Raw genomic sequence first — 17,869 nt, forward strand, 5'->3', positions numbered from 1 at the left:
ATGAATACATCTGAGACAAGCCTGTCCAGTGTCATAAGTGAACGGCGTTCTGTCAGAAAATATAATCCTGAGTTCAAGATTTCACGGGAAGAGATTTTAGATATTTTAAAAGAAGCTGCCCTTGCACCATCTTCAAGCAATCTTCAGCCATGGAAGTTCCTCGTCATCCAGGACGAGGAAACAAAAACAGAACTGAGAATGGTTGCCAATAATCAGGAGCAGGTCGAAACTTCTTCTGCCGTTATTGCTGTCCTAGCTGACAGAGAAATGTACCGTAATGGCGAAAAAGTATACCGAAGTTCATTTGAAGCTGGATATATGGACGAAACAACAATGAACAGAATGATTGAGAATACCAATAAATTATACCCTGCAGCACCCATCGGTATGAGGGAGAACATCGCGTCTTTTGATGCTGGCCTTATTTCCATGCAGATCATGCTGATTGCCAGAGCCCGGGGTTATGATACTGTTCCAATGGGCGGGTTCAACAAGCAGCAATTCATCGAAAAATTCAACATTGATGAGCGCTATATGCCAGTCCTTCTCCTGCCTATCGGAAAGGCTGCTGTGCCAGGACATCCTACAACCCGCATATCGGTAGAGGAAATCGTGGAGTTTATATAAAGACAAAAAAGAACTAGTCCCAGGACTAGTTCTTTTTATTAGGAATTTCACACCCATCGTCATCACAAATCATTCCGTCATCACCGCTCAAGACGGTGATTTCATTTTCGGCAATGACTTTCTTCAGTGACTGGACAATCACATCAGTCGGCTGTGCACCGGTAATCGCATACTTTTTATTGATCAGGAAGAATGGTACACCTGTGATGCCGTACTGCTGGCCAGTACTTTCATCTGCACGGACTTCCTCGGCCATTTCATCGCTGGCAAGCATTTTCTCTACTGCTTCACGGTCCAGCCCCACTTCAACAGCCAATTCTGTCAATGTTCCATGATTCCCAATGTGCTTAGAATCGGTAAAATAAGCTCGCAATATTCTTTCGGTCATCTCTGCCATCAGCCCATGCTTTTTCGCAAACATCGTCAAACGGTGAGCATCAAATGTATTGGTCAAGATGAGTGTGTCGATATTATATTCCAGGCCGGATTCCTTCGCCATCTGCACCATGTTTTGCGTGCTTGCTTTCGCCTGGGCAATGCTCATCCCATATTTTTTTGAAAGAGCTTCATACATATTATAATCGATATCCCGTTTCATGTTCGGATCAAGTTCAAAGCATCGATACGTCACTTCAATCGGGTGGTCAATCTGTTTAATAGCGTCATCCAGACGCCTTTTGCCAATATAGCAGAACGGTCAAGCAAAGTCAGTCCACATTTCAATTTGCATGTTGGATCCCTCCAGTTGGTTATTTCACACTATAGTATAGGTGTTAACCTTGCAAAATACACGAGATTCGACTCGCGGCGTGCAGCTTACCGATGCAGACAGTAGAAATCTAATCTATTTCATAAACCATCCAGTCTGATTGTCTTCCACCCATTTTATTGTAAAGGCTTTGGGCAACAAAATTATCCTTTGCCGTTTCCCATGTCATATAGGCAAACTCATTCTCCCTGATATAAGAGAGGCATTTTTCAAATAGCTGCTCGCCTACTTTCTGCCCTCTTGCGTCGTCTGCAACGAATAAGTCATTCAGAATGGCTGCCCTTTTTACCTGCAGGGTACTAAATGTAAAATATAGTGTGGCAAACCCCAAAAGCTTCCCCTCTTTTTCAGCCACAAACTGCAAACCTGAGTCGGGATGTTCCATTACATGTTGAATTAAATGAATCAGTTCAGCTTCATCAGGCTTGGGTTTCTTGTAAAATTCGACAATGTATTGAGTCATTAGATGGTATAGATCTTGAATATCTCTTTTTTCAACAGTACGTAAAATCAGCTCAGCCATAGTTTTGCCTCCAGTATTAATAAGAAAGTCATCCTTTTAAATTCTCTTTTTGAAAGATAAATCCTCTTAATTCTGACCGTAAAAAAAAGCTGCCTGAGCAGCTTTTTCAAATCTATGCATTTGGCAGAGTCTGGATCTCCTTGAATGCCTGATGAAGATTTGATTTTACCATAATGCCCTCAAGATTGAGACCAAGGGTTACCATTGTATGAGCAACCTCTGGACGGATGCCAGTCATGATTGTCTTTACCCCAACTAGTGACAGGGCGTTAATGACCTTGAACAGCTGGTCAGCAACCATCGTATCGACAATCATTACCCCTGATACATCAAAGATGAGGTGAGTAAGCTTGAGTTTTACAGCCTGTTCCAAAGTTTCTTCCATCAATAGCTGGGCCCTTTCAGTATCAACGTTCCCGACAAGTGGCAATACACCGACTCCAGGCATCAATGGAACGACTGGCACTGACAGTTCCAGCAATGCTGTTTTCGCATTTTCAAGGCTTTTTTGGTGCGCGTCGACAAACGTAAGGCTGAAGCTGTATATAGCATGGTCCATTAATGGATCAATTATATCTAATACACCAAAGATGGCAGAAGCGGACATATCCTTCGCTTCTTCTTTGATTGCTTTCCAGATATGCTCTCGGTAATAGCTTGTATCTTTTAGTGCTTCATCTAGTGATGCACCGAGTTTGTAGATATACTCTCCGGTTTCTTTTCCCCAGTTTGTAATTTCCCCAAAAACCTTCTCCTGGTCTTCATGTTCAATCAATGCCTGGCCGAAAATTTCAATGAAGTTTGCTCGGATCTCAAGAATCTGCTGTTCAATTTTTCCAAGGTCATATTTCTGTGCTTCCGTTAAAACTGCTTCAGAATACCTATCTTCGTGAACAGCCTTAGCGATTTCATGCTTCCTGCTGACAATTGCTTCTCCTAATGCTTGCAGTTCTGTGGTCATTTAGATTCCTCCATGTGTTCAATGACAATTTGATATATATATGCTTCTACGATTTATCTCCAAAATGCACTGTTATAAACAATCATAACGCAGGTTCAGAATGCAGGACAAGTTTTTGGACTTATGGGACATCCCCGATTTTGTTTTGCTGGACGAGTAAGCCAGCTTTTTTCGCCTTCTCCCGCACTCCGTCAGGAATTATGTAAGCTGTTTCCCAAAACGGCTTGCTTCCATAAACTTTTTCAAGTCATCTGCTTGTCAAAAATTAAAAGAGAACTGCAGCCATGCATTAATTAATAGATGGCAGCAGTCCTTTTTTATAAATAAAAGCAATTATATTCATAGCAGGTTCTGGCATTTTTTTTGGAAAGCGGTCATGCCTGTAAAATTTATAAAAGGCCTTTTTTAAGTCCTCCCACTGAGAACATCGCTTTGTCTGCCTGAATCGAGCCACATCTATAAGCTTGACTTCATCATCTGGAGTGATGATAATGTTCCGTAAATGTATGTCGGATGGGTTCAATCCCTTCTCTCTTGCAAGCTTAAGGGCTTGATCGACTTCCTCAATGTGGCCCGCGGCAATCGGCATGCCATTTACCAAGCATTGATAGAGTGTCATCCCCCGGACATAATCCATTACCAGATAATTACTTCCCGATTCATGAAGAGCAGGGAAAAATGGATTTCCAGCAAGCTCCTTATAAATCCCCGCTTCTTCTGCTGCAACCTTCTCAAACTGCGGAAAAAAAACCTTTAAAACAAGATCCGTTCCTTTGATTCTGAAAGCGAAAGCACTTCTCCCTTCTCCAACCAGCTTTAGTGATGAATCTTTATGAACTAAAGCTGTTTTTGATCCTCGGATTGAATAAACAACACTGTTTGCCAAGTGTCCATATTGATTCATTCTATTGCTCCCTTCTCTATTTCCCTAAAAGGTGAAAAAGGTTTTTTCATACTCACTGATTCCCTTTTACCACCTTGATCATATCTTCATCCCAGCTTTCTGTTCCCTGCTTAAAAACAAGCTTGGTTTTAAAATGATAAGAAATATCCTTATTTGAAGGAGGAACATCATCTGGCAGCAGGAAGGTGAACGGCACATCATCATCCCCATTCGGCTGGATCCTTAACGGCACATCAATTGTTACAGTATCCAGTATTTTTTCAGCTTCCGACTTCAGGTTAACCATGACAAGAGCACACTCAATCAACTGCAGGTCCTGGTCAACCGTTCCGCCCTTGATCAAGAATTTTCCATTCACTGACTCCCCAGGGATTAAAACATCCTTCTCCAAAATCAGGTCAATCTGGGCGGAGCCCACTCCCATCAAAGACATATACTTCCTTAATAACATCCTGTTCCTCCGTCTATTAACTATTTTGGATTGGTGTATTTGTCATCAAGCCGCTTCTCAATTATCTCGATCCGCTTTTGGTCTGCTAACAATTCTTCCTTGTTCTTTTTGACTAGCTCATTAAAACTAGTCTTTAATTTCTTCACAACATCCACACTCCAATACTTAAATTTATGTTTATCGTTAGGAAAATGCCTCTTTATATCTATAGAAGATTTATAAAATGTTTCTACATTCCTTGCTCTTGCACATGCTTGTGGAAAACCCTTTTTCCTGATCTTATATGGTTACCCATAAAAAGACCTTCACCCGCTCAGGTGAAGGTCTGAAAACAAATAAAGACCTTCACCAAATATGGCAAAGGTCTTGCTAACAACTATCGTTGCCAACAAAGCCGGGAGTGATTCTCCGTAATGACGACTCTGTTGTGAAAGCTACTCCCCTTTAGGAGAAACTATTCAAATGTATACAATTATGATACATGACAGTGCGCATTCCGTCAATTGATTGGAATCAAACTGGCAGGTGATTTCTAGCATTTAACTTTTACTTACCGTTATTTTTGCCTTTTTCCTTGTTTCCCTTTTCATCACCGTCATCGTCCTGCTCATCATCATCTTCGTTGGCTTCATCTTCTTGTTTTTCTTTATTTTTCTTGGCTTCTTCACGCTTTTTTTCTTCAGCTTTTTTAGCAGCTTCTTTTTGTTGCTCTTCAGCTTTTTCGGCAGTTTCCTTTTGTTGCTCTTCAGCTTTTTCGGCTGCCTCTTTTTGCTTGGATTCTGCTTTCTTTTCTTTCTCTGGTTGTTTTTCTTCGGCTTTTTTCGATGCTATAGCTTGCTTCTCTTCAGACTTCTTTTCAGCTTTTGCAATACTTTGTGCTGAAGCAACACTTACCTGCTCGACAGTGGAATTTTCAGTGGCTGTCTCATCACTTTCATTTTCAATTACAGCTTCAGTTTCCTCCACTTGCTGTTCGGCGTCTTCTGTGCTGCTCTCTTCTTCGGACGCATCGGTGTTTTCATCAGTTTGTGTATCTTCATCTTTTTCTTCTTCAGATTCCTGTTTTTTGCCTGATGCGAGACCTTTCATCTCCGAAGGGTGGACACCTAACTGCTTGGCTGCCTGGCCGAATCCGATTTTTTCTTCTGTATATAAAGCAGTGATTTCCTCTACTGTTTTACCAGCTGCTTCTGCCAGCCAGAAGATTTGGGCGATTTGGCCATATCCCAACTCCTGTTCACGCAGCTGGGTTACCATTTCCTGATCCAAATCTCTCACTACATTAGCAACGATTTTTGCTTGTTCTGTTGCTTCTTCAACCTCTTCCTTCAGTTCATCCTCAAGTTCTTCAGTCAACTCATCTTTAACTTCAGATACTTCTTCCAGCTCTTCAGTCAAATGTTCTTCCCCTTCAGCATCAGCCTTATCTTCTACAATGACTTCTGTTACCTTCTCTTGCGCTTCCTCAAGTGCCGCTAAGTATTCCTCAAAGGCTGCTTGAACGAATTCTGCTTTTTCTTCAGCTGACATCGCTGTGGCTTCAGCCAATCTCTCGTTTGCGAATTCAAGCAAAAGCTGGGCTTCTTGTTCATCATCGAAGGTTACAAGAAGCTTCAATTCCTCAAACAATTGATCAAACGTAAATAAAAACTCGTCAGGAGTCGTACCCGGATCTACCGTTTCGACTATCTCATCAGCAGAGACTCCTGTTCCAAAAGCCAGCATTCCTGTTAAAATTGTTGATGCTAAAATCTTCTTCATTCCAATACCTCCACTTTTTACCATATTGGAATTAAAATCGACAAAAAAAGTGCTGTCCGAAGAGCAGCACATACATAAGCTATGTGAATCTTCGGCAACTGGCTGGCATGGTCGATGACTTTAGCCCCTGTAGTTTTGCGTCCCCAGATTTCCCTGGGTTTGCCATTATCGGATTTTAATTCTACCTTTATCTTACTTTTTCGACAGAGAAAAATAAATAGAAAGTTTTAAAAAGTTTAGGTTATTCAGCCGCCTCGCCGAATTTCCCTTCCTGATAATCACGGTAAGCCTGGCGGATCTCCTCCATCGAATTCATCACGAATGGTCCGTAGGCAACCACTTCCTCTTTGATTGGCTTACCGGAGTACACCAGCACCCTTGAGCGCTGGTTCGCTTTGAGCATTAGTTCGCTTGTACCCTCGCCTTCCTCTTTGAAAGTCAGTGTCGCTGCGGAAGACTTTTTGAGGTTTGTTTGGCTTGAGCCTGCTTGGATGTCACCTGACAGCACATAAAGGAACGCATTATGTCCTTCAGGCAATTCGTATGCGAACTCCGCTCCCTCGGCAAGCTGAATTTCTGATAGGGTAAAAGGTACCAATGGTTGGAGGGGCCCTTTCACTCCTGCAGTTTCCCCTGAGTACACCATTAAAGTACCGCCTTCGAACTGGACTAAAGGAGCGTGTTCGGAATAAACGTTTTGGTAAGAAGTGGTTGTCCCTTTTAAATCCTTAGGAAGGTTCAGCCAGAGCTGCAGTGTATGCGCTATGTCATTGTCCACTGCCTCTTCAGCATGCCGCGCACCGCTGCCAGCGTTCATGTACTGGATGTCCCCAGACTCCAGGATGCTGTGGCCGCCATGGTTGTCAATGTGCTCCAGCCTGCCATCAATGATATACGTGATGGTCTGGAAGCCTCGATGCGGGTGATCGGAAAAAGTCCCGCGCTTAAACCAGTCCTCCGCCATTAAAATGAAGGGGTCCAATTCCCTCCAGTTTTGAGGATTCAGCACAAGTCCTGCCTGGACATGCGGCATCCCTCTTTCCTCATATTGAACTGTCCAATGTTTCTTGACATCTCTTTTGAACATTTTCATAACCCCCATAATCTAACGAGCTTAAGTAACTATCATTAAATTATAACAATCCTTAGATTTATTTTAAAATAAAGATACTTTAAACTGAGGTATTCATTGTTGGTCATCTATTATTCTAAGAAAATTATATTGTGAGAAGGTCTTTTATCCTATATAATATTAAATTGGCTTTTAAATAACGTGGTTCGTAACCATCCCACGTAAAAAAACTAGGAGAGATGATAAATGAATACTAGAACGATTGTCCGGAACGGGATTCTGGCTGCTTTATACATTGCCGTTTCTGCCGTAATCCAGCCATTTGGCTTCACCAATGTGCAGTTCAGAGTGTCGGAAATGTTCAACCACTTGATCGTTTTCAATAAGAAATATTTTTTCGGAATTGTATTGGGTGTATTTTTAACAAACCTGCTCTTCTCGCCAATGATCGCATATGACCTCGTCTTTGGAGTGGGCCAGTCTGTAATATCCTTGCTAATCACGATTTTCACAGCCAAATATATTAAAAATATCATCGGCCGCATGATTGTGAACACACTGGTCTTCACATTCACAATGTTCCTGATTGCGATTGAACTGAATCTAGCATTCCAATTTCCATTCTGGTTCACATGGCTGACAACGGCAGCAGGTGAATTTACTGTAATGGCTGCAGGTATTCCTGTCATGCTTGCGATTCACAAGCGCGTCAACCTTGAAAAATTAGTTTAAGATAGATGAAAACGCATGGACAAGGTGTCCATGCGTTTTGTTATGCCTCAAAGTTGGAGTCCCTCTGCAGATATCGATCTAAGCTTAAACCGCGATTTGTCCGAACCTGGCTGTTATTTATCAAAATCTAATGAAGAGATTAATAAACGTTCCTCCCTCAACATATAATGCCTTTTTTGCTCATAGCATATTGTAGGACTTTTTCCTGAGGGGGTTCATTATGATCATTCATGTTGTGCAAAGAGGGGAAGCTCTGTGGCAGATTTCAAGCAGATATCAGGTCAGCGTAACACAAATCAGCGAAATAAATGGCCTGGAAAATCCAAACCAATTGGCCGTGGGCCAGGCATTGCTCATTCCATCTTATGATGCTTTCCATTCCGTTCAATATGGTGAGGCATTGTGGTCAATTGCCCAGCGTTACGGAACGACCGTAGATGCCATCATCCGGGCCAACGCCATAACCAACCCTGCTCTGATCTACCCTGGAACCGTTCTCCGCATACCCGCAGCCCGCCACACCATTCAACGCGGCGAAACCCTATGGCAAATATCCCAGCGTTATGGTGTAACCGTACAGGCAATCATCAAGGCCAATCAAATCCAAAATCCGAATCTGCTGTATCCAGGGACGATCCTCGTCATTCCAAAACCTAAACCAACGATTGAATCCAATGCCTTCACCTACCATTCCGACGAAAAGGCCATTGAGCTAGTCGGCGAAGTTGCCGATCTGATGACCTATATCGCTCCGTTCGCTTATGTTATCCAGCCTGAGGGATCGCTTGTCCTTTATATGAAAGATGATACCGAAGCCATCCAGACAGGCCTGGCACAAGGCGCATTGCCAATGATGTCGATCACTAACTTTACAGCCACAGAAGCGGGAGAAAATATTGCCCATGAAGTACTGTCCAGTGAAGCAAATCGCGGCACCCTCCTTAACAATATCCTTTCCGTCATGCGGGAAAAAGGTTATCGCGGCCTTAACATTGACTTTGAAAATGTCCTTCCTGCCGACCGAGAGCTTTATAACACATTTCTTCAGGAAGCTGTTGATGCTCTTCATAAAGAAGGCTATTTCGTTTCAACTTCCCTTGCACCGAAAGTCAGGGCAGACCAGAAAGGATTATTGTATGAAGCGCATGATTATCCCGCACACGGCAGGATAGCAGATTTCGTTGTATTAATGACCTATGAATGGGGATACCGCTATGGTTCACCTCAGGCTGTTTCACCTTTGAATGAAATTCGCAGAGTGCTTGATTATGCGGTTACTGCGATTCCAAGGAATAAGATTCTAATGGGCTTTCAGCTATATGCCAGGGACTGGGTCATCCCGCATGTTCAGGGCCAGGAAGCTGAAACATACAGTCCGCAGGAAGCAGTCAGCCGCGCCATCAAATATGGAGCTGCGATCCAGTATGACACAGTGGCCGCCTCACCATATTTCCGCTATACCGATGAACAGGGCCGGCAACACGAAGTATGGTTCGAAGACGCCCGAAGTGCCCAGGCAAAGTTTGACCTGATCAAACAGTACAACCTTCGCGGTGTCAGCTACTGGGTACTCGGCTATCCATTCCCGCAAAACTGGGCATTGCTGGAGGATAACTTTAATATAAAAAAATTAACATAGGTTCTGTTTGAAAGTGCCCGGCTTCAAGCCAGGCACTTTCTATTTATATATGATAAACCTTCCTTTTTTTAAAACGGGCACGATGTCCGTAAGATTTAATTGACTGCAATAGTAGACATCTTCCTCAAAACCTCTCTCGCGCAATTCACGTCCGCTGCCTGAATCCCAAACCAATCCCTTTAATCGAGATTCCGAACTTTTATAAGCTCCTGAGCATACCTCAGCTTCCGGGGATTTCCTGCCGCCAAGTTCTGCAAGGATTGCACCGGCTCCTAAATAATCCTCAATCGACGGCCTGAGCCGATCTTCATTTTCACGAGCATCATTCCACATTTCCCCGCAAGGTACGACTGTAATATCTGCCCCTGTTTCCTGCTGCAGCTTATCGGCTAGAACAGCTGCTGAAGCATTGAGAAATGACCCAATCAATAACGCCGGCACCCTGGAAGCAGTCCACGAACAATATGCACCATTAAGAGAAGTTAAAACATAACGCTCGTTCCGATGCTCCTCATTAAATGTAACCGGCGATAAGGTGGGAAAACCCGTCCTTGTTGCTTCTGCCCTGCCAAGTATATACTTTGCCCCAATGCTGCTTGCGTATTTTTTCCCGTCGAGATTTGGTGGATAGGGAAAAATTATTGCTCCTGCACTCAATGCAGCGACAATGGTGGACGAAAAGCTAAGTACATCAACAATGATGATTATGTCTCCACGCTCCGCTGCATCTCTCACCCCGCGCCTTCCCCATTCCAGTTTGCATTCATAAGGAGACTGACTGAACATTTGAACTCACCTCTTATTTTTCTATGGACGTTATTTATTCTCCTTTTTGCAGCCTATTTCTTCTCAGCCTTCAGCCCTATATTAAAATCTGTCTCTGGCTCATTATGGGACTCTACATCAAGGGATAAAATGGAAGTATCTAAAAGGAACTTAAAAAAAATCTATTTTTCACTCGGCTCCGCATACTTAATCAGGTATTTTTAAGGAAGTGTAATTATAAATTTACAAAATTATAGTTATATTTTCCTATAAAAGTGTGTATGCTCTGTCTTTGGGTGCATAAAATAGAAAATTTTTACATTCCTATTTCACGATAATATTGGGAGGATTTTATGAGTTTATTAAGGTTTATTGTTCAAAGAAAGATTTTAGTCAGTTTAATGGTTGTATTAGTTTTATTGATTGGCAGCTTTTCAGTTTTAAAGCTGGATAAGGAGCTCTTTCCATCGATTAAAATGGATGGTGCTTATGTAGAAATCTATGCTGGGGAGATGCCAGCGATTGAAGTCGAAAGATCCATCACTGCTCCGCTTGAAAAAAAGATCCTCGGAATTGAAGGTGTAGAGGAAGTGCTTTCCAGCAGCAATATCGGGAAAAGTTCCATGCAGCTGACGATTGAACGGGGGCGCGGTGAGGAAGTATTCAAGGAAGTCGAGTCAGTGGTGAATTCCACTACCTCCGATATAAGCGGTGTCAAAGACGTGATGACCGGACAATTTGGCACTAGCCAGGCTTACGACTTTTTCATGGATGTTTCTGGCACTGACATGGAGAAGATGACCGCCTTCGCTAAGAACATCCTGGAACCGAGACTGGAAGCTCTCCCTGAAGTACATGATGTCTCGCTGTCAGGCACCGTTGAAAAAGAAGTGACAGTTGAACTAAAGCGTGACGAACTTTTTAATAATGGGCTGGATGCAGCACAGGTGATAGGGGCAATCCAGCAGGCAAACAATGAAGCAACATTAGGCCAACTGAGCAACGAAACAAACTCTCCTTCCCTTCGATGGAATACACAGCTAGAATCGGTTGAGAATGTTAAAAACCTGCAAATCCCGGCAGCGAACGGTTATATTAAATTATCACAGATTGCGGACGTAAAACTACAGCCACTGGCAAGTTCCTCATTCGTCTGGAAAAATGGCTCCAAGGATTTCATTTTTGTCCAGGTAGGCAGAGTAGCCGATGCCACTCAAATCGAGATGGAGGAAGCTGTGCGTGAAGAAATCAAACAAATTCGCGAGGAAGGCTTGGTCAGCGGCGTCGAATTAAATGAAATGGTCGCCCAGGCGGATTATGTCAAGGATTCAATTGATGGAGTGACGAGCAATATCCTGATTGGTGCTGCTATTGCCGTTGCCATCCTGATGCTGTTCTTAAGAAATATCCGCGCTACATTAATCGTCGGACTATCGATTCCAACATCGGTGCTGCTCACTTTTGCTTCTATGTGGGTTTTTGGTTACAGCTTCAATATGCTGACCCTGATCGGTCTCGGACTTGGAATCGGAATGATGGTCGATTCATCCATCGTTATTCTCGAATCCATTTACCGGAAGAAGGAGCAAGGTTTAAAGAGTCTTGAGGCAGTCATTAAAGGAACCCAGGAAGTAGCCACAGCCGTTCTGGCTTCGATGCTGACGACAATTGCCGTTTTCGCACCAATCGGCCTGCTTGGCGGTGAGATGGGATCTTTCATGATCATCCTTTCCGTTGTCGTCGCCATCACTCTCATTAGCTCTGTAATTGTTTCTTTCACTCTGATTCCTTCTTTATCCGAGAAGTTCCTGAAGCTGAAAAAGAAAGAAAAGAACAGCAAGGAAAGCCGGCTTGTACGAGGGTACAGCAATATGATTTCCTGGACCATCAAGAAAAAGCGCCACAGCTTTGCTGTCATCGGCCTGTTCTTCCTGATGCTCATTGGATCCCTGATGCTGGTGACAAAGATTCCAATGACCATCATGCCGGACATGATGAACCGTTATGCTGAACTTTTGGTGACCGTCGAACCGGGGCTCAGCCTGGAAGAAAAACAGGAAATCGTAACCGAAATGAATAAAGCATTAGACGGAATTAAAGATGTTGAATCAAACTATGTAATGGATAATGGAAACATGCTAGCAGCCATGTCTGGAGGCGGCGGGTCCCCTGTTCAAATCAATATCTCAGGTGAAAGCTTTGACGAACTCAACACAATCGCTGATGGATTTATTGAAGAGCTAAAGTCTATTGAAGGAATTGTTGCGGTCGAAAATTCAATTGAAAGGACATCTGTTGAACAAGTCGTCCAACTGAATGAGTCTGAAATTGAAAAAGCGGGATTGTCCCAGCCGCAAATCAAACAATTCATCGAACAGGCCTTTTTACAGATGCCTGTGGGTGAACTAAAAATCAATCAGGAAAACGTTCCGTTAAACGTGAAGTGGGATGAAGAGATGACAACCAAATCCGCTTTGCTTGACCTGAAAGTCCCAACTCCTTCAGGTGAGAAAAAGCTCTCTGAGTTCATCTCACTGGAGAGTGTCGAAAATCCAAACGAAATCTCGCACAAGGATGGCGAACGATATATCTCGATTTCGGCAGATATTGAAGGTAAAGACCTTGGCACTATCAACCGTGAAGTCCAAAAGCTGATGGACAAATATGATGTACCAGAAGGCTACAGCATCGCACCTGCAGGAGATCTTGAGCAGCAGCAGGAAATGGTTCAGGATATGGTTCTGATCCTGGCGATTTCCATCTTCCTTGTCTACCTGGTCATGGCCGTCCAGTTCAACCACCTGGGCCACCCGCTGATTGTAATGTCGGTCATTCCAATGACCATCGTCGGCGTCATTCTTGGATTATTCCTGACACAGCAGGAATTAAGCATCATGTCCGGAATGGGCATCATCATGCTGATCGGGATTGTTTTAAATAACGCGATTTTATTGATCGACCGCACGAATCAGTTGCGAAACGAAGGCTATACCGTCCAGGAAGCACTTGTCGAAGCAGGCAAAAACCGTATTCGCCCAATTTTGATGACAACACTGACAACAGTCGGCGGCATGCTGCCACTGGCATTAGCTACCGGAGGATGGTGCCTGGTAATTGCCTGATCTTGTGAAGATACGGTAAACGGCCGGGATCAACAGCAAGGTGATCAGTGTTGCAAAGCTCAGTCCGGCAATGATGGCTGTAGCCATTAGTGCTGAAAAGCGAAGCTGGTTCAGCAGGAAAGCCAAGAAAAGTCAAGAAACCATCACACCTGTTCCAGAGGTTCCTTTGAAGAGCGCCGCACGTTTTGCCTCTTTTTATGAAGATAGCCCTGCTCTGTCATTTCTTGGTTTTAGAATCTTCAATCATACGCCACCAGGCTGATGTTGGATAATCAACGTGATTTACCGTAAAAGTCTCCCCTATCCTCGGAACGGCGATATCAACTCCTGCTTCTGCCGCCGCCCGGACTGCCCTCTCGACCGGATCATGCCATGCATGAAGCGACAGGGTAAAGGCTCCCCAATGCACCGGAACGAGCAGCTTCCCCCTTACATCCTGGTGTGCCTGAACTGTCTCTTCAGGCAGCATATGGATCGCCGCCCAGCGAGCGTCATACTGGCCGCATTCCATCAGGGTTAAATCGAATAGGCCGTATTTTTCGCCGATTTCTTTAAAGTGCGGACCGTAACCGCCATCGCCGCTGTAAAAGATGTTAGTCTCCCGGCCTTTGATGACCCAGGAGCACCAAAGCGTGGCATTCCTGTCAGTAAGACCTCGGCCAGAAAAATGGCGTGCAGGGGTACAGGCAAGCTGTAGTCCTTCGAAGGTGAATTCATCCCACCAGTCATGCTCCTGAATGATTTCTGGAGAGATTCCCCATCGCTGTAAATGCGCCCCTACTCCCAGTGGAGCGATAAAGTTCTTCACCTTGTCCTTTAGCTTCATGATCGAACCATAATCGAGATGGTCGTAATGGTCGTGTGAAAGCACAACCGCATCTACAACCGGAAGTTCTCCTATCTTAAAAGGCAGCTCCCTGCTGTACCGCTGATTTCTCACCGGGAAAGGAGTGGGCGCTTTTCCGAACATCGGATCGAATAAAAGAGTTTTGCCTTCAATCTCCAGCAGGAAGGCGGAGTGACCAAACCAGGTGACTCTCGCTGCTGCATCTTTTTTTGGTCCAGGTACATAACTTGCCATTGGAAGTGGTGCTTCCGGCCTTCTCTCCGGACTTCCTTTTAAAAAGTCCTTCATCATTGAAATCATCGAGCTGAAGCTTGTATCCCATGAAGTTTCCACCTGGTTGGCAAACTTGCCGTTCACATATTGCGGAGACCTCGCGTATATGGATTTTCTTTTTTTCGTATGCTTACCGCCAAAATCCGGATAGTAATTGAGGACAGCGTAGACTGCAAATACAATCACAGTCAGGATTATAAGTATATTAAACATGATCTCTACCTCATTAGCTCTGATTGATTATCGGCCCATTTCATGGATTTTTTCAGAAGGATATACGGTAAGTCCGGGCGCATCCTTCTGGGCCGCTTGATACATGGCTGACGCTACTGTCCTGCCTTCGATGGCTTTGAATTTTTTGAGTGGCCCCTTAAAGAGAAAAGGCACTTTTGTAAAAATAGCGGCTGCCGCACTCTCACCAAGCCTAAATTCATCCCGCTCTCCCAATAACAATGATGGACGGAAGATTGCTGTTGTTTCAAAAGGAATTTGCTTGATTTCTTCTTCAAGCTTCCCTTTCATTTTCGGATAGAAGATTGGGGATTCAGGATCGGCATTCATCGAGCTGACAAGCAAAAATTTCTTCGCTCCCTGTGAACTGGCCAATCTGGCAATCGCCACTGGATAATCGACATCTATTTTCCACATCGCTTCCTTGGTTTTCGCCTTCTTGATCGTCGTCCCCAGGGTGCAGAAGACATCATCAACAGAAAAAGCCTCTTTGTATTGTTCCAGGTGATCAAAATCGACGATTCTCTCATCCAGCTTAGGATGCTCTATCCCAATCGGTCTTCTTACAATCGCAACAACTTTATCGTATTCATTCGCATTTAATAAAAACTGCAAAAGTTCTTTTCCAATCAAACCGGTCGCGCCGGCAATCAAAGTTGTTTTACCCGCCAAGCAAGTAACCCCCTATAGATAGCATGATACTCTATTATTTCACAATTTGGCTGATAAGAAAATTTTAAAAGCAGGAAAGCCAGCCCGCATTTGGACTGGCTGCCATGATTCTAGTTGACCTTGCTTTCCTTTTGTAACTGAGCCCTCCTTGCGGCGATGATCAAATCTTCTACCGGTGATACACGTCCGAGTTCGTCCTTATGAACAATGTGCTTCCTTTCGAATTGTGTCGGGCTGTCAATTCCAGCAGCCGCTGCTAGATTGTACAGACCTTCACGCAGTGAAATGATATAGTTGGCAACCCGGTACATTTTTTCTTCTACAACCAGCCCATCCTGCAGCTTTTTATCTGTAGTAGCAACACCTGCCGGGCATGTATTTGAGTGGCATACCTGTGCCATGATGCAGCCGACACTGATCATCATTCCTCGGGCAATATTCACAAGGTCCGCTCCCATAGTCAGGGCGATGGCGATTTTATCAGGAGTGATCAGTTTTCCTGATGCAATCAGCTTCACTCTGTCTCTGATTCCATATTGGCGAAGCATTTCATCCACTACAGGAAGCGCTGAGTTGATAGGAAGGCCAACCGTGTCCGCCAGCTCCTGGTAGGTTGCACCCGTACCGCCTTCACCGCCGTCAACCGTGATGAAGTCAGGGCCTTTCCCGCTTTCCTTCATGTAGGAAATCATGTTTTCAAGCGCATCCATATCACCGACGACAATCTTGATTCCAACCGGCTTTCCGCCAACCGAACGCAATTCCTCAATCCAATCAAACATGGAAGGGACATCGCTGAACTCATAGAATCTATTTGGACTGTTGATTGTCTTTCCGACTTCAACAAGGCGGATTTTTGCTATTTCTTCAGTTACCTTTTCTCCTTCAACATGGCCTCCGCGTGTTTTCGCTCCCTGGGCAAGCTTGATTTCAAAAGCTTTAACCTGCGGCATTTCACTTTTCTTCTTGAATTCTTCCCACGAAAACTCGCCGTTCGGCTTGCGGACTCCAAATAAATCCGGCCCGATTTGCATCATGATATCCGGATTTCCGGCGAGGTGATGTTCAGACATCCCGCCTTCACCTGAATTCATCCACGTTCCGCCTGCAAGTCCGAGGCCTTTGGACATCGCCTGGATTGCTTTTTCCCCAAGTGCCCCATAGCTCATCGCAGACTGTCCTACCTGGCCTTTTACACGGAATGGATAGCGGCAGCTGTGCTCGCCAAGCACTACTGCATCATCATCCTGCAAATAATAAGGGGCAGCCAGCTTTTCCTCGCTATGTTCTTTTCTTGTAAAAAGGCCCTCCCCATCAATCTTGTAAACTCTTGTTTTAATTTTTTCCGCGTTATCGACCTTCATTTCATTCGTCAATTTAGGAAAAAGTGTATTTCTTATATAAAAGCCTTCAGCCTCAAAATCCTTCAATGAACCGAAACCTATTAATCTTTCCTTGTATTTACCCGCCTTGACGACATCCTGGTATTCCTTGCGTGAAAAAGGCTTCCCTTCATTGTCAGCGTTAAACAAATACTGTCTTAGTTCCGGACCGATATGCTCTGTAAAATAACGAACCTTTCCAAGCACGGGGAAATTCCTTAAAATTGAATGCTGCTGCTGGTTATCGTCTTTAATATATAAATAGATAAATAGAAGGACCGGCACCAGGATAATCAAAGCTATGAAAATAAACAAGCCAATCACTAGATAGTCCGTCAAGCCCATCCGAAATCCTCCTTTCCTATAATGAAGATAAAGCTTTTGCTATGACTGTATCTCCTTCTGCCACTTCGAAAGTCTTGTTAAAAGCGGCCTCGTTTTCGAGAGACATGACCAGTACCTCTGCAATGTCCTCGTGTGAAATTTCAAGCTCATTCGAATCCAGTGTTTCAGCTGCAGATACTTTCCCTTTACCGGGTTTATCTGTAAAAGCTCCCGGCTGCACGATGGTATATGTCAAATTTGATTGCCGCAGCAGCTCATCGGGCATCTCTTTCGCGCCAATTTCCCGGCTGTCATCTCCTGCCGCTTCATTGGCCATGATGGCGCTCATCATCACAAAACGCTTGACGCCCTGCTTCTCTGCTTCCTTCACAGTCTCAATGACCGACTCATGGTCAACCATTACAGTCCGGCCAGTTTTAGCCTTTGGATTGATGCCAGTAAGATAAATGGCAGCATCATATCCGTGGAATAAAGTCGGCAGGATTCTTTCTTCATAAAGAACTACTTCTGTAGCTCCTCTTTTCTTAAGCAGATCGATTTGATTCTCATCGCTGACGACTGCGCAGGATGTATACCCATTTTCCATCAGCTTACTGACAACAAACTCTCCGACGCTGCTATGGGCTCCAATTACGATTACCTTCATTACATTCCCTCCTTTTTTAAAAAGAGAAACAAACTAACCGGTTTGCCTTTTTTCCTTCCTTTGTAATTCGGCTTTAAAGTGCTGCTTCCCGCCTTCCAGATTAATTTAGAAGGGTATACAAAGTGAGCCGATAATGACCGAACTGGC

General features: G+C 44.1%; 17 protein-coding genes and 2 riboswitches. Of the genes, 4 read left to right on the forward strand and 13 right to left on the reverse strand.

The window, feature by feature from the left end; genetic code table 11:
* Entirely contained in the window at positions 1-627 is a 627-nt protein-coding gene (locus J7I80_RS01350; protein WP_214735629.1) for a nitroreductase family protein, read from the forward strand.
* A gap of 25 nt (positions 628-652) precedes the next feature.
* Here J7I80_RS01350 and J7I80_RS01355 read toward each other — a convergent pair whose 3' ends face one another.
* The 8 genes from J7I80_RS01355 to J7I80_RS01390 form a co-directional block, all read right to left on the reverse strand.
* A complete protein-coding gene (locus J7I80_RS01355) occupies positions 653-1,312 on the reverse strand; it encodes a DsbA family oxidoreductase (protein WP_353050075.1) in 660 nt (219 codons plus the stop codon).
* A 154-nt stretch (positions 1,313-1,466) separates the two neighbouring features.
* On the reverse strand, positions 1,467-1,919 hold the full coding sequence (locus J7I80_RS01360) for a GNAT family N-acetyltransferase (RefSeq protein ID WP_214735631.1): 453 nt from the start codon (positions 1,917-1,919) through the stop codon (positions 1,467-1,469).
* 112 nt (positions 1,920-2,031) lie between these two features.
* The gene (locus tag J7I80_RS01365) at positions 2,032-2,880 is read right to left on the reverse strand and encodes an STAS domain-containing protein (protein WP_214735632.1); all 849 of its coding nucleotides are present in this window, start codon (positions 2,878-2,880) and stop codon (positions 2,032-2,034) included.
* Positions 2,881-3,169: 289 nt separating this feature from the next.
* Entirely contained in the window at positions 3,170-3,784 is a 615-nt protein-coding gene (locus J7I80_RS01370) for a protein kinase family protein (protein ID WP_214735633.1), read from the reverse strand.
* A 52-nt stretch (positions 3,785-3,836) separates the two neighbouring features.
* A complete protein-coding gene (locus J7I80_RS01375; protein WP_214735634.1) occupies positions 3,837-4,235 on the reverse strand; it encodes a sporulation protein in 399 nt (132 codons plus the stop codon).
* Positions 4,236-4,255: 20 nt separating this feature from the next.
* Entirely contained in the window at positions 4,256-4,381 is a 126-nt protein-coding gene (locus J7I80_RS01380; RefSeq protein WP_214735635.1) for an FbpB family small basic protein, read from the reverse strand.
* Positions 4,382-4,781: 400 nt separating this feature from the next.
* The gene (locus J7I80_RS01385; RefSeq protein ID WP_214735636.1) at positions 4,782-5,996 is read right to left on the reverse strand and encodes a DUF5667 domain-containing protein; all 1,215 of its coding nucleotides are present in this window, start codon (positions 5,994-5,996) and stop codon (positions 4,782-4,784) included.
* 90 nt (positions 5,997-6,086) lie between these two features.
* Positions 6,087-6,170, reverse strand: a riboswitch (cyclic di-GMP riboswitch).
* A gap of 67 nt (positions 6,171-6,237) precedes the next feature.
* Positions 6,238-7,083, reverse strand: coding sequence for a pirin family protein (locus J7I80_RS01390; protein WP_214735637.1), 846 nt, complete (start codon positions 7,081-7,083; stop codon positions 6,238-6,240).
* A 180-nt stretch (positions 7,084-7,263) separates the two neighbouring features.
* A riboswitch (PreQ1 riboswitch) is annotated at positions 7,264-7,308 on the forward strand.
* Between the two features lie 6 nt (positions 7,309-7,314).
* On the opposite strand from J7I80_RS01390, the gene J7I80_RS01395 reads away from it, so the two are divergent.
* Together J7I80_RS01395 and J7I80_RS01400 are read left to right on the forward strand one after the other, a co-directional pair.
* Complete coding sequence (locus J7I80_RS01395) at positions 7,315-7,800, forward strand: QueT transporter family protein (protein WP_214735638.1); 486 nt, start codon at positions 7,315-7,317, stop codon at positions 7,798-7,800.
* A gap of 220 nt (positions 7,801-8,020) precedes the next feature.
* The gene (locus tag J7I80_RS01400; protein WP_214735639.1) at positions 8,021-9,439 is read left to right on the forward strand and encodes a glycoside hydrolase family 18 protein; all 1,419 of its coding nucleotides are present in this window, start codon (positions 8,021-8,023) and stop codon (positions 9,437-9,439) included.
* Between the two features lie 39 nt (positions 9,440-9,478).
* Here the strand turns inward: J7I80_RS01400 and J7I80_RS01405 are convergent, their stop codons facing one another.
* Positions 9,479-10,225 (reverse strand): 2-phosphosulfolactate phosphatase, encoded by a 747-nt coding sequence (locus J7I80_RS01405; protein WP_214735640.1) that lies wholly within the window; start codon positions 10,223-10,225, stop codon positions 9,479-9,481.
* Positions 10,226-10,557: 332 nt separating this feature from the next.
* Here J7I80_RS01405 and J7I80_RS01410 point away from each other — a divergent pair, with 332 nt between their 5' ends.
* Positions 10,558-13,326, forward strand: a complete 2,769-nt coding sequence (locus J7I80_RS01410) for an efflux RND transporter permease subunit (RefSeq protein ID WP_214735641.1) — start codon at positions 10,558-10,560, stop codon at positions 13,324-13,326.
* A 217-nt stretch (positions 13,327-13,543) separates the two neighbouring features.
* On the opposite strand, the gene J7I80_RS01415 is transcribed toward J7I80_RS01410, so the two are convergent.
* From J7I80_RS01415 to J7I80_RS01430, 4 genes are all read right to left on the reverse strand, one after another.
* Positions 13,544-14,530 (reverse strand): MBL fold metallo-hydrolase, encoded by a 987-nt coding sequence (locus J7I80_RS01415; RefSeq protein WP_214735745.1) that lies wholly within the window; start codon positions 14,528-14,530, stop codon positions 13,544-13,546.
* Between the two features lie 156 nt (positions 14,531-14,686).
* Positions 14,687-15,349, reverse strand: coding sequence for an oxidoreductase (locus J7I80_RS01420; protein WP_214735642.1), 663 nt, complete (start codon positions 15,347-15,349; stop codon positions 14,687-14,689).
* A 110-nt stretch (positions 15,350-15,459) separates the two neighbouring features.
* Positions 15,460-17,076: an FMN-binding glutamate synthase family protein gene (locus tag J7I80_RS01425; RefSeq protein WP_214735643.1), complete on the reverse strand. Its 1,617-nt coding sequence runs from the start codon at positions 17,074-17,076 to the stop codon at positions 15,460-15,462.
* 16 nt (positions 17,077-17,092) lie between these two features.
* Positions 17,093-17,722, reverse strand: a complete 630-nt coding sequence (locus J7I80_RS01430) for an NAD(P)H-binding protein (RefSeq protein ID WP_214735644.1) — start codon at positions 17,720-17,722, stop codon at positions 17,093-17,095.
* Positions 17,723-17,869 lie beyond the last annotated feature (147 nt).

Source organism: Bacillus sp. ISL-41 (assembly GCF_018613235.1).
Classification (GTDB): domain Bacteria; phylum Bacillota; class Bacilli; order Bacillales; family Cytobacillaceae; genus Mesobacillus.

Bases quoted from the DNA above. Each gene is read 5' to 3' on its own strand.
- J7I80_RS01390 (WP_214735637.1), bottom strand. From the start codon at position 7,083: ATGTTCAAAAGAGATGTCAAGAAACATTGGACAGTTCAATATGAGGAA.
- J7I80_RS01360 (WP_214735631.1), bottom strand. From the start codon at position 1,919: ATGGCTGAGCTGATTTTACGTACTGTTGAAAAAAGAGATATTCAAGAT.
- J7I80_RS01375 (WP_214735634.1), bottom strand. From the start codon at position 4,235: ATGTTATTAAGGAAGTATATGTCTTTGATGGGAGTGGGCTCCGCCCAG.
- J7I80_RS01425 (WP_214735643.1), bottom strand. From the start codon at position 17,076: ATGGGCTTGACGGACTATCTAGTGATTGGCTTGTTTATTTTCATAGCT.
- J7I80_RS01350 (WP_214735629.1), top strand. From the start codon at position 1: ATGAATACATCTGAGACAAGCCTGTCCAGTGTCATAAGTGAACGGCGT.
- J7I80_RS01400 (WP_214735639.1), top strand. From the start codon at position 8,021: ATGATCATTCATGTTGTGCAAAGAGGGGAAGCTCTGTGGCAGATTTCA.
- J7I80_RS01395 (WP_214735638.1), top strand. From the start codon at position 7,315: ATGAATACTAGAACGATTGTCCGGAACGGGATTCTGGCTGCTTTATAC.
- J7I80_RS01405 (WP_214735640.1), bottom strand. From the start codon at position 10,225: ATGTTCAGTCAGTCTCCTTATGAATGCAAACTGGAATGGGGAAGGCGC.
- J7I80_RS01410 (WP_214735641.1), top strand. From the start codon at position 10,558: ATGAGTTTATTAAGGTTTATTGTTCAAAGAAAGATTTTAGTCAGTTTA.
- J7I80_RS01430 (WP_214735644.1), bottom strand. From the start codon at position 17,722: ATGAAGGTAATCGTAATTGGAGCCCATAGCAGCGTCGGAGAGTTTGTT.
- J7I80_RS01370 (WP_214735633.1), bottom strand. From the start codon at position 3,784: ATGAATCAATATGGACACTTGGCAAACAGTGTTGTTTATTCAATCCGA.
- J7I80_RS01385 (WP_214735636.1), bottom strand. From the start codon at position 5,996: ATGAAGAAGATTTTAGCATCAACAATTTTAACAGGAATGCTGGCTTTT.
- J7I80_RS01365 (WP_214735632.1), bottom strand. From the start codon at position 2,880: ATGACCACAGAACTGCAAGCATTAGGAGAAGCAATTGTCAGCAGGAAG.